This window comes from Microbacterium sp., from assembly GCF_047607465.1.
Classification (GTDB): domain Bacteria; phylum Actinomycetota; class Actinomycetes; order Actinomycetales; family Microbacteriaceae; genus Microbacterium.
Window position 1 is genome coordinate 14859 of record NZ_JASGCY010000018.1, and the last position, 16710, is coordinate 31568.

A 16710-nucleotide genomic window follows, 5' to 3' on the forward strand; every position below is an offset into this window, starting at 1 on the left:
CCATGACGACGAACACCCGCACGATGGACCGACTGCTGTTCGGCGACAACCAGTTCTTCGGCGTCAACCACATGTCCGAGGAGAAGGCCCGGGCCCAGCAGATGCGGTTCCAGAACACCGACTCGATCATGAGCGTGCTCGACGCCGCCTACGACGAGGGCGTGCACACCTTCATGTGCACGACCCACGACCGCATCGCGGAGGTGACCGACCGCGTGCGCGCCCAGCCGGACCGCTACGCCGACATGAGCTTCTTCCCCTGCATGCCGTACGCGCACAAGTACGCGAACGCGGTGACGGAAGACGGCTTCCTCGGGGCGATCCGCAAGTTCCTCCCCGAGGAGGGCCTGCTCGACAGCATCGCCCGCGGCACGTCCTCCCTCGCCCGCAAGGACATCGAGGGCGTCACCACCCTGCTCATCGACGCCGAGCTGAAGATGTTCGCGGGGCTGTCGACTCCCGTCATCTGGTTGCAGAACGTCGTGGTCGACCTGCTCTCCGGCCTGGGCTTCACCGATGCGTTCCGCATCTTCGCCGACCACGTGCGCAAGCGGTACAACGCCGAGCCCGGATTCATCACGATGAACCTCCCGCGTCTCCTCGACGATCTCGACAAGGCAGGGGTCGAGAACCCGATCGTCTGCTCGAACATCAACAAGCTCGGGTTCCGCATGTCGGGGGGTGTCGACGGCTACCGCGAGGCGATGGAGAAGCGTCCGTTCCGGGCGGTCGCCATGTCGGTGTTCGCGAGCGGAGCGATCCCGCCGCGCGAGGCGATCGAGTGGGTGTGCGGCCTCCCGAACCTCGAGTCGATCGTGTTCGGAGCGTCCAGCCGGGCGAACATCGCATCGACGGTGAGCCTCGTGGACGAGTACTGGCCGCAGAGCTGACCATGAGCACTGGCGACCCGAACGTCGTACTCATCGCCAATCCGGGCGCCGATCTCTACGGCTCCGACCGGATGGCGCTGGAGACCGTGCGCGCACTCGTGGGCGAGGGGAGACGGGTGGTCGTGACCGTTCCCCACACCGGTCCGCTGGTGCCGCTGCTCGAGCGCGCCGGCGCCGAGGTGGTCGAATGCGCGACCCCGATCGTCCGCAAGGGACTCCTCAATCCGCGAGGACTGTGGGAACTGGTCCTGACGACCCTCCGGTCGATACGACCGGGGCTGCGGCTGATCCGAGAGACGGATGCCGGGGTCGTCATCGTCAACACGATCACTCCCCCGCTCTGGCTGCCCCTCAGTCGCTGGAGCCGACGCCTCACGGTGTGCCACGTCCACGAGGGCGAGGCCTCCATCGCGAGCATCCTGCGTCGCGCCCTGTACATTCCCCTGCTGTTCAGCCACCGGATCATCATCAACAGCAGGTTCAGCCTGGGCGTGCTCTCAGCGGCACTGCCGCGACTGCGACGACGCGCCGTCGTCGTGTACAACGCGGTCGCGGGTCCGGAGACCGTCGTCCCGCCACGCGACGCCCTGCAGAGCCCGACCCGTCTGCTCTTCATCGGCCGGCTCTCGCACCGCAAGGGCCCACACGTCGCGATCGAGGCTCTGCACCGCCTGACGGAAGAGGGAAGAGATGCCCATCTCGATCTCCTGGGCGCGGTCTTCCCGGGGAACGAGGCGTACGCGGAAGAGCTGCACTCCCTCGTCGATAGATGGGATCTGGGCGAACGCGTGACCTTCCTCGGCTTCAAACCCTCGGTGTGGGACGACATCTCGGCCAACGACATCGTGCTGATCCCCTCGACCGTCGACGAGCCCTTCGGCAACACCGCGGTCGAGGCCGCTCTCGCTGCTCGGCCCGCCGTCGTCAGCGAGGTGGGAGGCCTGCCCGAGGCCACGCGCGCCTCGACGAGTGCGACCCTGGTGCCTCCAGGAGACGCCGGGCGGCTGGCGGATGCGATCGCCGCCACCATCGACGGATGGACGTCGTTCGCGTCGAAGGCCTCGACCGACTCGGAGGCGGCCGCCGAGGCGTTCTCGGCCGCGCGGTACTCGCGCGAGCTCCTCGCTGCGCTCCGGCGCTGACCTCGGAACGAATCGGATCGGATCGGATCGGATCGGGACTATTGTCCCGCTCCATGCCGCGTGATAGTATCGCGCTCACTGGGGACAGCGTCATTTGGGGATGACGCACGCCGCTCGACTCACGGGAATGAGTTCTGTCGGCATCCCTGACTGGGGAATCTGGGGAGACGACAATCATGTCGATCGCGCGTGCATGCATTTCACTCGCGACCATCGCGCTCTGCGCGAGTCTGGTCGCCTGCAGCGGCGCTGAGCAGCCGCAGAGCGGCGCGGAGCCGACGACATCGTCGTCAGCCGCTCCGACCTCGCAGCCGACCGCGGATGCCGGCGCCACCGCGGAGCCGGGGACGGATGCCGGGACCACCCCGGACCAGCCGGTCGCCAAGGTCGCGCGCCCGGGAGACAGCGGCACGCCATCCGTGAGCGCGAAGCCCGCCGACACCTCGGGTCCCGTCACCTATGACGACAAGGTGACGCTGCGGATCGACGAGGTCTCCTTCGCGAAGGAGACCTCGCAGGGCCCCGGCAGCTTCACCGATCGCGAGTACACCCGCCTGACGATCACGTTCGACAACGGCTCCTCCGCTCCGATCGATCTCGGCTCGTCGGTGCTCACGATGCTCGACGCCGGCGGCGCCCCCGTCGCGCCCGTCTACGCCGTCGAGGCCAATGTGTCGGACTTCTCGGGGACCGTGGCCGCCGGAGCGAGCACCACCGCTGCCTACGCGTTCGCGCTGCCCGCGAGCTCACGCGACCAGGTCACGCTGGTCATCGACTTCGACGGCGCGCATACATCCGCCGTCTTCCGCGGAGGCCTGAGCTGACATGGCCTCCGAGACTGCACGATCGACAACCCGAACCGACCGCTTCGCACCACGAGGAAACTCCATAACACGCACCGTCCGCGGGGATGCCCTTCTCCGCCGCGTCGTCGCCACCGCGGCGACCGCCCTGGCGACGCTCGCCTTCATCGCCGTGCCCGCGCAGTCGGCGCAGGCGGAGACACCGGGCCAGCCGGACACCGTCACCGCAGACGTGCTGCCCACCTGGCAGATCAACGGCGTCGTCTGGAGCCAGGTCGTCGTCGGCAACAACGTCTACGTCACCGGAAGCTTCACGAAGGCACGCCCGCCGGGGGTGGCCGTCGGCGGCCCCGGGGAGATCGACGCGAAGAACATCTTCGCGTTCGACATCACCACGGGCAACCCGATCCCGAACTTCACGCACTCCCTCGACGCTCAGGGTCTCGTGGTGCGAGCCACACCCGACGGCAAGACCGTGTACTTCGGCGGAGACTTCACCACCGCAGACGGTCAGGCGCGTGCGCACGTCGCCGCCTTCGACGTCGCGACCGGCGCCCTTATCGACTGGGCGCCTAGCACCGACGGTCAGGTCCGCGGCCTCGCGTTCTCGGGCGACACCGTGTACGTGGGCGGCAACTTCCGCTCGAGCGGCGGCCAGCCCCGCAGCGAGCTCGCCGCGTGGAGCAGCTCGACGGGGAACCTCACCTCGTGGGCGCCGTCGGCGGCCGGCGACGGATTCGTGTGGGATATGGTGATGAGCCCCGACTCCTCGCGCGTGATCATCAGCGGCTCGTTCACGACTCTGAACGACGCAAGCGCCTACGGCATGGCATCGATCGACGCCTCCACCGGCACCGCGCTCCCCTGGGCGGCCACCGACCGGATAAAGTCGGCGGGTCTCAACGGCGCGATCTCGAGCCTCAGCACCGACGGCACCCAGGTGTATGGAACGGGCTATGCGTTCGGCGCCGGAGCCTCGTTCGAGGGGACCTTCGCCGCTGACCCGTACACGGGGCAGATCAACTGGGTCAACGACTGCCTCGGAGACACCTACGCCAGCTTCCCGCAGGGCGGCGTCCTGTACTCGGTCTCGCACAAGCACGACTGCAGCGTGGTCGGGGCGTTCCCCGACACGAACCCGCGGGCGCGCTGGCAGAAGGCGCTCGCCGAGAGCACGACCCCGAGCGGCGTGACCACCAAGAAGGACGCCTACGGCTGGGACTTCACGGGGCTGCCGTACACGGAGCAGCTCAACTGGTACCCGGACCTCGAGTTCGGCACCTACACGCCCGCACGCCAGGCAGCGTGGTCGGTGACCGGCAACGCGGACTACGTGGTCCTCGGCGGAGAGTTCCCGAAGGTGAACAACGTCGCCCAGCAGGGTCTCGTGCGGTTCGGGAAGACCGGAGTGTCCCCGCACGCAGTCGGCCCGGTGTACAACACCGGTCTGACGCCCGCTCCGTACTCCAACGAGGCCGGAGTGGTGCGCGTTCCCTTCACGAGCGCCTGGGACCGTGACAACGCCACGATCACCTACGACGTGTTCCGCAACCCGTCTGTGAAGATCGGGACCATCACGCGCACGGACGGACGCTTCTGGAGCCTCCCGAACCTCAGCATCGTGGACACCGGTCAGACACCGGGGACGCAGGTGCGCTATCAGGTGCGCGCCAAGGATGCCGACGGCAACGTGCAGTGGAGTGCGTGGTCGCCGTACGTGACGGTGTCGGGGACTCCGACGTCCGCCTACCGCGCCGCCGTGCGCGCCGACGGGGCGAGCCACTACTGGCGACTCGACGAGACGACGGGGACGCGCCTGTACGACGACGTCGGTGACGCTGTCGGCACGGCGACGAGTCTCACGCTCGGAGCCGCCGGCGCCATGACCAATGATGCGAATCCCGGCATCACCTCCGCGGGCGGAAGCACGGCGAAGATGGCCACGCAGGATGTGAACGCGGCGGACGCGGCCGTGACGGTCGAGGCGTGGGTGAACACCACGAACACGAAGGGCGGACGCATCGTCGGCTTCGGCGACTCTGCGACCGGGACGGCGACCTCGGGAGTCACCGACCGCGTCCTCTATCTGGACAACTCCGGTCGCGCGAACTTCGCCATCAACGACGGGTCGTACCGCACCGTCTCCAGCCGTTCGAGCGTGAACGACGGCAACTGGCACCACATCGTCGGCACCGTCGGCTCGGAGGGCATGCAGCTCTTCGTCGACGGCAAGCGCGTCGACCGGGACCAGGCCCGCACCGCGCCGAAGATCTACAACGGCTACTGGAGGATCGGCGCCGACCAGACGAACGGCTTCGCCAACAAGCCGACCAACGCAGGTCTCGCGGGAACGATCGACGACGTCGCCGTGTACCCCACAGCGCTGACGCCTTCGGCCATCCAGTCGCACTATCTCGCGAGCGGTCGCTCCGCCGCGTGGACGGCTGCTCCGAGCGACGTGTACGGGGCCTCGGTGACGACCGACAGGCCGGACCTCTACTGGCGCCTGAACGAGACCGCGGCAGGAACGATCGCTGACTCCGCTGCGGGCGGCACCACCGGCAACGCCTCCGGCACGATGACCAGGGGCCAGGCTCCGGCGATCGACAGCGGGACGTCGACGACCTTCAACGGCTCGAACGCGCTCATCGTCGCTCAGGAGGCGTGGACGGCTCCGACCACGTACAGCGCCGAGCTGTGGTTCAAGACGACGACCAACAAGGGCGGCACCCTGATCGGGTTCGGCAATGCCACGAGCGGACTCAGCTCGTCGTATGACCGACACGTCATCATGCAGAACGACGGCAAGCTGCAGTTCGGAAGCGGCCAGCCGCAGACGACGCTCGTCAGCCCCACCGCCTACAACGACGGCGCCTGGCACCACGTGGTCGCGACGCAGGGCGCCGAGGGCATGAGGCTGTGGGTCGACACCCAGCTCATCGGCAGCAACTCGATGGCGGGCTCGGAGAACTACCGCGGATACTGGCGCGTCGGCGCGGACCGCACCTGGGGCAGCACGTCCAGCAACTACTTCGCCGGAACCCTCGACGAAGTGGCCGTGTACCCCACGGCGCTACCCGAGAGCCGCATCCACGATCACTTCGCGTCCAGCGGGCGCACCGTGCCCGGTCGCGCTCCGGTGGCGGCCTTCGCGAACCAGATCGACAAGCTGAAGGTCGACGTCGATGCCAGCACCTCGACGGATGCCGACGGCGACGTGCTCACGTACGAGTGGAGCTTCGGAGACGGCGCGACGGCGACCGGCCCGACCGCCTCGCACACCTACGGAACCGAAGGCACGTACACGATCAGCCTCAAGGTCACCGACAGCACCGCGCTCAGCAACACCCTGACGCGGTCGGTGACGGTCGCCGCCAACCAGGCGCCGACCGCCGCCATCAGCGCCACGGTGGATCACCGAGACGTCGCGTTCGACGGTTCGGCATCCGCCGATCCCGATGGAACCATCGCGTCCTACGCGTGGGACTTCGGCGACGGCACGACCGGCACGGGGGCGAGCGTGACGCACACCTACGCGTCGGCGGGCACGTTCACCGCGACGCTGACGGTCACCGACGACAGCGGGGCCACGGCGACGAAGACGAAGTCCGTGACCACGACGCTCGCTCCGAACCAGGATCCGACGGCGGCGTTCACCGCCTCCGCCGACCTGCTCACGGTCGCAGTGGATGCGGCATCCTCCACCGATCCTGACGGCACTGTCACCGCGTACGCGTGGACGTTCGGAGACGGCGCGACGGGCACGGGAGCGACGGCCACCCACACGTATGCGAGTGCCGGCACCTACACCGTCACCCTCACCGTGACCGACGACCGCGGCGGATCGGCCTCGACGAGCCACGACGTCACCGTGGCGCCGAACCAGGCTCCTACGGCCGCATTCACCTCGGCTGCCACCGATCTCACCGTCTCGACGAACGCCTCGGGGTCGACAGACGCCGACGGCACGATCGCCTCGTACTCGTGGGAGTTCGGGGACGGCGCGACGGCCACGGGGGTGACCGCCTCGCACACGTACGCGGCGGCCGGCACCTACACGGTGTCGCTCACGGTCACCGACAACGGGGGCGCCACCGGCACGACGACCAAGCCGATCACCGTGACCGCTCCGGCCGTCCTGCCGTTCGCGTCGGATGACTTCGGCCGGGCGAACGGCGTGCTCGGGACGGCTCCGGTCGGAGGCGCGTGGATGCAGACGGGTGGCACCGCGAACGTCTCGATCGACGGCGGCAAGGCGAAGCTCACCACGCTGGCGGCCGGTCAGACCTGGACCGCCTCGCTGAAGTCGGCGCTGTCGTCGAGCACGGATCTGTCGTTTTCGTTCACGACGCCGTCGGCCGCGGCCGGTGCCCGTATCTACGTCACAGCGCTGGGCAGGGTCGTGGGGTCGGACGACTACCGCGCACGCTGGCTGATCGCCGCGGACGGCACCGTCCAGACACAGCTCGCTCGCGGGGGCACCGCCCTCGTGGCCCAGAACCTCACCGGGTTCACGATCGTCCCCGGCACCGCCTACAACGTGCGGGTCCAGGTGTACGGCACCGGGACGACCACGCTGCGCAGCAAGATCTGGGCTGCGGGGACCACGGAGCCGACCGCCTGGCAGATCAGCACGACGGACTCGACCGCCGCGCTCCAGACCGCCGGATACACGGGGATCCTGACCTATGCGGGGTCCGGGTTCAGCAGCCTCCCGTACAGCATCGCTTTCGACGACTACCGAGCAATCGCAGTCACCCCCTGAGGCGAGGGGAACACAGCCGAAGGCCGGGGTGGAACACCACCCCGGCCTTCATCTTTTGCGTTGATCCCGTCTCCGCGCGGCGAGATCGCCGCGCGGATGAGTCAAGCGGTCCCGGCCATCGCGGGGCCTGGCCTTGCCGCGGATGGGATGCCACGACCACGTCCAGGTGGGCCCGGCCCAGGGCCGAGACGGGACGGGACGGGTGCGACTCTCGCCGCCCGCCCCGCCCTCTCATGTCAGGAGAAACGAGCTCCGATCGTCACCGGCCCTGCGGGAAGGTACGGCGCGACAGCGGCGGGAACCCCCTGAGGGACAGCGGTGATCCCCGCGAGCAGCCTACCGTTCAGGTCGGTCACCGGTCGCCCCTCGACCGCCGTCGAGTGAGCGTCCTGACCGGTCGTGGTCCGGTAGGAGTCCCACGTGTTGAACACATACGGATTGGCGTTCTGCGCACCTCGCGACCATACGACGAACCACGTGGGCGCCGTCGCGCTGTTCCGCTGGACCACGTTGCCGTCGGTGCGGATGTTGAGCTCGCTCGGCGTGTAGCGATGGGTGTAGTCCTCGATGCAGAACGTGCAGTTCCCTGCGCTCTCCGCGATGACGTTGTTGCCGATCGAGATGTCGCGGATCAGCCACGGCATGGTCGGGTCCGGGTTCGGCCTGCGGCCGTCGTGGCCGGGCACCGACGGGTCGGAGGCGCTGCGACTGTCCTGCACGATGTTGAGCGGCCTGTCTCCGCCCACGATCGTGTTGTTCCACAGGTTCACCCCGCCGGTGTTGTTGATCTTCACGCCGTTGCCGACGTTGCGCAGGACCAGGTTGTTGACGAAGTCGATCTTCTGCGAGATCTCCAGGAACGCACCAGCGCCCTGGTTCTCGACGAGGTCCGATCCGACGATGTCCACGTCGTACACGGACTGGTCCAGCCACAGGCCGGGGCCGTCGTTGCGGAGCATGGCGGAGTCGGAAACGGTCACGCCGCGTGACTTCGTGATCTTGACGCCACCGGATACGGGGGCCGTGTTGAAGTGCTCGGCGTTGTTCTCGACGGCGAGCAGATCGTCGATCGCGAGCGCATCCGCATAGTTGGCGCCGAGACCCATCAGGCCGTTTCGCGCCAGGGTCACGTCGCGCACGGTCGCATTCGAGGCTCCGACGAAGAGCCCCGTGGACGCGTTGTCGTAGATGACGACGTTCTCGATGGTGGCCTGAGGGGCCTCGACGGTCACGGTTCCCATCATCCAGACGGAGGTCGCGTATCCCCGCACTCCGATGCCGCGGACGACCGCGCCCTCGCCGCGCAGCGACAGCGCCTTGGTCAGAGTGGAGGCGCGAACGGTGCGCCCTGTCGGATCCGTGCCGAGGTAGAGGCGGTCGTTCGCCACGTCGGTGAAGAACGTGCCGGGAGCGAGCTTGTCCAGCGAGGACACCTCCTGCTGCGCGACGCCATCGACCCAGATCTGCTCGGGGTGCGCCGCCATCGGGTACGCGGGATCGAGCCACCGCCAGCCGGCCGCCGTGCCGTCGGCCTCGCCCTTGGTGAAGGACGGCGTGGAGTCGAAGTCGTACTTCCAGTCCGAGGCGAACCAGCGTCCGCCCGACCCCTGCCAGCTCTTCAGCGTGGAAGCGCCGTCGAACCAGACGGCCTCTCCCGGGTAGGACTGGATCGTGATCTTCTTCCCCGAGGGGACCACGACGGACTCGTGATATGTGCCCCCGCGCACGACGATCGTCGCGCCGGAGGCGGCGCGGTCGACGGCGGACTGGACGGTCGCGAAAGGCGATGCCGAGGTGCCCGTTCCGGAGGACGCGCCTCCCGCGCTCACGAAGAGCGCACCAGCGGGAACCGCGTAGTTCGTGGTGCCGACGAGCGCCGACCCCGCGGCCGTGCGTGCGCCCGCGGTGTTCCAGACGGGTGCCGCATCCGAGGAAGGAGTCGTCGGCGTGGTCGGCGTGGTGGGCGTGGTCGGCGTGGTCGGCGTGGTGGGCGTCGTCGGCGTGGTGGGCGTCGTCGGCGTCGTGGGCGTCGTCGGAGTCGTCGGAGTCGTCGGATCCTCGTCCGCCGGAGTGGTGACCTGGAGATCGTCGAAGAGGACGGACAGCGCGGGCGTGGATCGCGACAGGTACAGGCGCACTCCCGTGCGCCCTTCCGTGGTCAGTCGCTTGGCCGCGCGGTCGGTCAGGGACAGCTTCCAGCTCTTCGGCGTGGCGTCCGCAGCGTGGACGCGGGCGTCGATGGCGACGGCATCCGTACCGGAGATCCGGGTCTCGAGTACGAACGGGACGCCGGCCTTCACCCGGAGCTCTGGTACCCAGGTGTAGCCCAGGGACGTCTGGACGCCCGCGTTGACCCGCAGAGTCTCGAGGAGCACCGTGCCCTTCGGGTCGACCCGCACCTGAACCTGGTAGAAGCCGCTGTCCGCGATGCGGGACTGCAGACTCACGTAGGCGCCGGAGCCGGACTTGGGCAGCTGCGGCAACGTGAACTGCACGGACTGCGTGGAATCAGCGAGCGACAGGCCGCTCGGTCGGGCTGTGACCGTCGCTCCCGGCTTGGCCGCCACCAGTCGGGCGGCGTCGCCGTCGACGGAGACGGCCGCCAGCGGCGCAGCGTCGTAGACGGTACCGTCAGGCGAGGCTCCGAGGCCCGAGGTGACGGTTCGGTCCATGGAATCCTGGACCACGACCACGTCTGAGGCGGAGTCTGCTGCCGCGGGCGAGGTGAGAGCGAAGGGAAGTATCAGGGCAGTGAGGGAAACGATGACAGGGGTACGTAGACGCATGAGGGGGAGGCATTCTGTCCGATGTGCTTCTCGTCGCCGTCAGATTCGGGTATGACGGCGATGACATCCGCCTTCGGTGGCGGATGATCCTAGACCATATCCTGAATCCACTGGATGCTTCCTGAGGATTTGCTGATATCGATTGCGTAACTGTGCCGGAAAATACCCCTCGGGGACTACCCGAGAGCGGACATCTTCCGGAACCACACAGCCAGCGCCGCGAGCAGATAGAGCAGCGCCGCGAGCGCGAGCAGGCTGTAGATCAGCATGAAAGCGGGCGGCCAGCCCCAGAGGGCGAACGCGACGCAGAGGATGCCATAGTCGGTCGGCAATCCGAGCAGAGAGCGGAAAACCGAAAATCCTCCGGCATCCGCTGCCTGCGCGACTCCGCGCTTTCCCCGGAGGAGATCGTTCAGAATCATGCCGAAGAAGGTGACCGTGGACACCACGGCGAACCCCAGCGGCACCAGGAGCCAGAGATCGCTGGGCAACGGGAAGAAGCGATACGCGCCGATCGCGACGGCGATGGGGAGAGCGACGAGCTTCGTCGAGTCGAGGACGTGGTCGAGCCACTCTCCCGCGAGGGAGCCTCCCCCGCGCAGCCTCGCGACCTGACCGTCAGCGCTGTCCCAGGCGTAGCCGATGGCCAGCAGCAGCCACACGGCGATGCCGAGGCCGATCGACGGCGGCACGGTGGCGAGCAGGACCACGCCGGTCATCGTGAAGGCGGCGCTGATCAGCGAGACCTGGTTCGGCGTGAGTCCGATGGTGTGCGCCGCCGCCGCGATCACTCGTCCGACCGGGCGGTTCACGAACACCGAGTACGCGGGGGCCCCGCGGGCCCTTCCCTTCTGCGCCGCAGCCAGGCTCCGGTACGAATCTGCGAATGTCAGGGCGCAACTCCTCTCGCTGCGAAGTCGTCGAAGGTCAGCGTATACGGCAGAGCGCTGAAGCCGCCCCCCGCGTAGGTGGCGATCCCGACGTATCCGGCGTTCTGCAGGGCCGCGGTCGCATCCGTCGTCGCGAGCTGCCAGTCGAGCGGCTCCGGCGACCCCGCAGCCCAGATCTTGCTCCGCAGCGTCGTCGGAGCGGTGCCGAACGCCTGGACCCGCACGTTGTAGGTCGTGCCGGCGGCGAAGGTGAACCCGGTGAGGTTCTGCGTCACCAGCGCGGTGCCCCCGCGAGCGAGCTGCGCCTGCACGGAGCCGTCGGCTCCGACCAGCCAGCGTGCGCGATAGTCGTCGGAGCCGATGACTCGCGCGAGGGCGGTGACGTACATGCGCGCGCCCGCGGGCAGCGCCTGGGCGGTGACGGTGAACGTCAGGTCCGTGCTCGAGGACAGGGCCGAGTTCAACGTCGCCGTCCGGGTCTGCCCTGCCGCCTGCGTGGTGAACTTCGCCGTGCCGTTGTCGATGGCGACGTTTGCCGCGCCGGCGGTCTGCGACCAGAGCCCGCCGTTCTGCGCGGTGCCCAGCAGGCCGTTCGCGCGACCGAAGTCGTCTGCCGCGAACACGTCGCCGGCGGGTGCGACCAGCGTGACGGACTTCGTCAGCGTGCCGGTGGCGCCCTGATCGTCGGTCACGATGAGCGTCACCGTGTATGTGCCGCCGGCGGCATAGACGTGCGATCCCGTGACTCCCGTGCCGGTCGCTCCGTCGCCGTAGCTCCAGGCATAGGAGGCGATGCTCCCGTCCGGGTCGCTCGACGCCGAGGCGTCGAGCGCGACGGTGAGGTCGGTCGGCACCGCGGTGAAGGATGCTGTCGGGCTCTGATTGCCCGGCGTCGCGGTCACCGTGACGGCGTGCGTGACCGTGCCGGTCGCGCCGTCGTCATCCGTCACCGTCAGCTTCACCTGGTAGGTGCCGGCCGCGGCATACGTGTGGGCCGCCGGGGTCGCCCCCGTGCCGGTGCCGCCGTCGCCGAAGTCCCAGGCGAGGGATGCGATCGTGCCGTCGGCATCCGTCGACCCCGAACCGTCGACGGTGGCCGTCAGACCGTTCACCGCGGAGGTGAAGGCGGCCGTCGGCGGCTGGTTGGCGGGAGGCGTCGGGTCTCCGGTCGTCGATCCTGCCCAGAAGTTGTCGAAACGCGTCTGGAACGGGACGTTGGTCACCCCGCCACCGAGATACACGCCGAGGCCCACGTGGCCCGCGACCTGGAGGCCGGAGGTGCTGTCGGTCGTCGAGGTGGTCCAGTTGGCGGGCTCGGTGGTGCCGACCTGCCATACCTTCGCGCGGATCGTCGTGGGCGAGGTGCCCGTGGCCTCGGTGCGCACGTGCAGCGCGTCTCCCGCGGCGACCGTTATACCGGCGGCCACGTTGGTGAGCACGGCGCTGTTCTGCTGCAGCTGCAGCGTCACGACTCCCGTCGTCGAGACGATCACACGCGACTTGTATTCGTCGGTCCCGACCCGTCGCACGGACACCGTGTAGTAGGCGCTGCCGCCGACGGGACGCTGAGGCAGGGCCACATCGACGTCGACCGCCGTGTCCGCAGACGAGACGCCGGTGAGGTAGGCGTACCGCTGCGCGCCACCGGCCGGCTGCTGGAAGGCCGCGTACGCCCCGCTGACGAGGTAGTTCGACGCGGTGTTGGACAGCGTCCAGGCGCCCCCGACATCCGCCGTTCCCAGACCGCTCGCCACCGACCGGTTGAACGAGTCGGAGGCGTAGGTCACGGCGCCCACCGGTGCGGTGGCGATGACGGATGCCGTCGTCTGCGACGACAGCCCCTCGTCATCGGTCGTGGTGAGCGTGATCGTGTACGCGCCGCCCGTCGCATAGGTGTGCGTCGCGGTGACGCCCGTGCCTGCGGCGCTGCCGTCGCCCCAGTTCCAGGAATAGGAGGAGATCGCGCCGTCGGTGTCCGTCGACGCGCCGGCGTCGACATCGACCTTCAGATCCGCGACCGTCGAGGTGAACGACGGCACCGGCGCCTGGTTGGCCACGGCGTCGACCGTCTTGGTCTCGGTGTCGGTCGCCCCCTGGTCGTCGGTCACCGTGAGGGTCACCGTGTAGCTTCCGGCGGCCGCGTAGGTGTGCGACGCGGTGGCGCCGCCGCCGTCAGGGGTCCCGTCACCCCAGTTCCAGGAGTAGCCCGCGATCGTGCCGTCGGAGTCCGTGGAGCCCCCGGCGTCCACGGAGACCGCCAGCTTCGTGACGGCGGTGGTGAAGGCGGCCGTCGGCGCGATGTTCGCCGGAGCGCCCGTCGTGCCCAGCGAGTAGTGCTGCGCCACCGCTGTCGCGGAGATCGGCGCGAGATACACGGCGACCTCGTCGATGGAGCCGTCGAACTCCCAGTCCCCCGGACCCCAGGTCACGTCGCCGCCGACGTGCCAGTAGCCCGTGTAGTCCTGAGCGCTCGTCTGCCCGTTCGAGCCCTGGAGCGCTCCGTCGACGTACAGGCGCATGCCGGTCGTGCCCTGGGTGGCCACCACGTGGTGCCACTGCCCGTCGTTGTACGAGCCCGACGTCTGCAGCGTGTCGCCGAAGCCGACCCAGACACCGTAGATGAGCTGCCCCGTCGGCGTCATGTAGACATGACGGTCGTAGCCGGAGGAGTTCCCGTCAGGGCTGTTGCCGAACCCGATGATCTTCCCGCCCGTGGCCGTCGTGGTCTTGAACCACGCCTCGAGCGAGTAGGACCTCGGGTTGGTGAACGAGTTCTGGCTGATCACCTGTCCGCCGTCGAAGGTGGCCGAGGTGTTCGCCACCCCTGTCAGTGCACCGGCCGCTCCCTTGTTGACACCGCCGAAGTAGGTGCCCTTCTGGCCGTAGCCCGAGGCGTCGGCCGCGGTGCTGCCGATCGACTCGCCCAGGCGCCAGTAGAGCGCCGGATCCAGGGAGTAGACCGCGGCTCCGTACGCGTCGGCGGGTGCCGCGGCCCCCTCCAGCGTCCGCCCGGAGGCGACGTAGTGCACGGCGGCCTGCTCCTTGCTCAGGGGCGCCCCGTAGATGGCGACGTCATCGATCTGACCGTCGAAGAACGCGGCGCCCGACCAGGGGCTGTCACCGCCGATGCGCCAGTAACCGTTGTACGCCTGCGCCGATGTGACGTCGGTCCGCTGCGCGACCCGCACGCCGTCGATGTAGAGCACCATGCCGGCGCTGCCGAGGCCCGCGGACATGTAGTGCCACTGCCCGTCGTTGAAGGCGTTGGACGACGTGACCGTCTGCGACGAGCCGGGGTACACGCCGAACGTGACCCTGCCGTCGGGCTCCATGTAGACATGACGGTCGTAGTTCGACGACGTGCCGGTCGGGCTGTTGCCGAAACCGATGATCTTGCCGCCGTTCGTCGTGGTCGTCTTGAACCACGCCTCGACGCCGAAGGTGTCCGGACCCGCGATGGCCGTCGTGGTCGTCGCGAAGCCGTCGTTCGAGCCGTCGAAGTCCGACGCCTTGCGGGTGTCGTTCAGCATGGCTCCGGTGACGCCTCGGGTCACGCCGCTGCGGACGGCCAGGTCGGACGCACCCGCCCAGTCGTACGAGGAGCTCGCATTGCTGTCATCGAGGGGCCAGTAGTCCAGTGGCGCGTCGGCGAGGACGGCCGAGCGGTAGACGCTCGGCTCGGCGGATCCGGATGCGGTCACGGTCGCCGTGCCGCCGAGGATCGAATGCCCCTCGTTGTCGGTGGCGCGCACGCGATAGGTGTAGCTGGTACCGTTCACGACGGTGGTGTCGACGAACGCCATCGGCGGAAGACCCCAGTCGGGCGACTTCGACCGCACGTTCTCGAAGGTCTTGACGACGACGTTGTCGCGCAGCACCTCGTACTTCAGGTACTCGCTGTCGCGGTCGTAGTTGAGCGGCCAGCTCACGCGGACCGATCCGCCGGTGAGGGCGATCGCGGTCGCCGGCCATGCGGTGTTCCAGAGGATGGGCCCCTGCGCGTTCGTGGCCTTGGAGGTGACGGCGAACCGGGCGAGACCCTGCTGCCCTGTGTTGTTGACCCGGGTGAACTCCCCGCCGTAGACGAGGTAGTCGCTGTTCGCGCTGACGGACCACGGGCCCTGCGAGGCGCCGCTCACGTTGCCGGCGTTGAAGCTGGGGAACCAGTGCAGCAGCTTGGGAGCGGGATTGCCGCCGAAGTCGTAGTAGCCGAGGTTCAGCCCGTACGGGGTGATCCGGGCCACGTCCTTGGTCACGGCGATCCCTCGGTAGAACGTCCAGGGATCGCTCTGCGGGAAGCCTCCCTCGAGGCTTCCGCAGTAGTGCGAGTGCCCGGCGGCGTAGACCACGTCGCCCATCGGCTGCACGTCGTACTCGTCGCCATGGCAGTCGTTGACCCAGATCAGATCTCCGGTCGACCAGGATGCACGGAACGACCCCTCGAGGTTTCCGCCGTTGCCGAACACATAGCCGGTGCCGTAGATGTCGTCGCCGTCGGACTTCAGAGACAAGATGGATGCGTCGAGTCCGGCGTTGCGGACGACGTTGTTCGCGGAGAAGGGCAGCAGCGAAGCGTCGGATGCCGAGACCATCGCGAGCCCGTATCCGGGGTTCGAGCTTCCGTTCAGTGTCTGGAAGTTACCGCCGAGCACGACCTTCGTGCCGTCGGGGGACACGGTGACGACTTTGCCCTGACGCCCCTCGAGCACGGGCGCCCATGGCAGGAGCGTGCCGCTGCGCGTGAAGGCGGCGGCACCGGAGCGGTCGTTCCCCGAGACCCGCCCGAACGTCCCGGTGATATAGACCGTGTCGTTCGTCGCCGCCACGCCGGAAGTGACGCCGTTGGAGTTCGGGTTGAACGCTGAGAGCGTGCCCGTCGGAAGGTCGAAGGCGGCGACACGGTTACGCGTGACGCCGTTGACCGTGGTGAAGTCGCCGACGATGTAGAGCCGGGTACCGTCCGGGGAGGCCTCGACCTGCCGCACCTGGCCGTTGATCGTGGGCGCGAAGGAGGTGATGAGCACGCCGGTGGTGATGTCATAGGCGAGCAGATTGGATCGAGGGGTCTCGTTGGTCCCCGCCGCAGCGCCGGCCGGGCGCGCACTCGAGAAGGAGCCGGCTGCGTAGACGACGTTGCCCACGACGGCCTGGTCCCACACGATGCCGTCGATCTGCACGGTGGGCAGCGAGTCGGCGGTGACCGTCTGCGCCTCACCCGCGGGAGGACTCACGTCCGCGTCGGCGGGTGCCGTGACGACCAGTGACCCGATGGCGACGGCGATCGTCAGTGCGATCGCTCCGACCACCCCGCGTCCGCGGCGTCCCCAAGACATTGCTGTATTGCCCATCGTTCATCTCCCCAGATGATGAACCGTTCGTGCCGATCCCGTCATCGGCACTGAACGATGACTCCCCAGTGTGCTCGCCCTGCCGT

7 protein-coding genes are annotated in these 16710 nt (G+C 68.6%); 4 read left to right on the top strand and 3 right to left on the bottom strand.

Annotated elements, in window-relative coordinates; genetic code table 11:
* Window positions 1-2 precede the first annotated feature (2 nt).
* The 4 genes from QM568_RS02025 to QM568_RS02040 all read left to right on the top strand — a co-directional run bounded on the left by QM568_RS02025 (window position 3) and on the right by QM568_RS02040 (window position 7600).
* A complete protein-coding gene (locus QM568_RS02025; protein ID WP_415135302.1) occupies window positions 3-890 on the top strand; it encodes a hypothetical protein in 888 nt (295 codons plus the stop codon).
* A 2-nt stretch (window positions 891-892) separates the two neighbouring features.
* Window positions 893-2032 (top strand): glycosyltransferase family 4 protein, encoded by a 1140-nt coding sequence (locus QM568_RS02030; RefSeq protein WP_415135304.1) that lies wholly within the window; start codon window positions 893-895, stop codon window positions 2030-2032.
* Between the two features lie 176 nt (window positions 2033-2208).
* Window positions 2209-2856 (top strand): hypothetical protein, encoded by a 648-nt coding sequence (locus QM568_RS02035; protein WP_415135306.1) that lies wholly within the window; start codon window positions 2209-2211, stop codon window positions 2854-2856.
* A 1-nt stretch (window position 2857) separates the two neighbouring features.
* Window positions 2858-7600, top strand: coding sequence for a PKD domain-containing protein (locus QM568_RS02040; RefSeq protein WP_415135308.1), 4743 nt, complete (start codon window positions 2858-2860; stop codon window positions 7598-7600).
* Window positions 7601-7836: 236 nt separating this feature from the next.
* Here the strand turns inward: QM568_RS02040 and QM568_RS02045 are convergent, their stop codons facing one another.
* The 3 genes from QM568_RS02045 to QM568_RS02055 form a co-directional block, all read right to left on the bottom strand.
* On the bottom strand, window positions 7837-10272 hold the full coding sequence (locus tag QM568_RS02045; protein ID WP_415135310.1) for a right-handed parallel beta-helix repeat-containing protein: 2436 nt from the start codon (window positions 10270-10272) through the stop codon (window positions 7837-7839).
* 290 nt (window positions 10273-10562) lie between these two features.
* A complete protein-coding gene (locus QM568_RS02050; protein ID WP_415135312.1) occupies window positions 10563-11198 on the bottom strand; it encodes a CDP-alcohol phosphatidyltransferase family protein in 636 nt (211 codons plus the stop codon).
* Window positions 11199-11275: 77 nt separating this feature from the next.
* Entirely contained in the window at window positions 11276-16609 is a 5334-nt protein-coding gene (locus QM568_RS02055; protein WP_415135314.1) for a PKD domain-containing protein, read from the bottom strand.
* Window positions 16610-16710 lie beyond the last annotated feature (101 nt).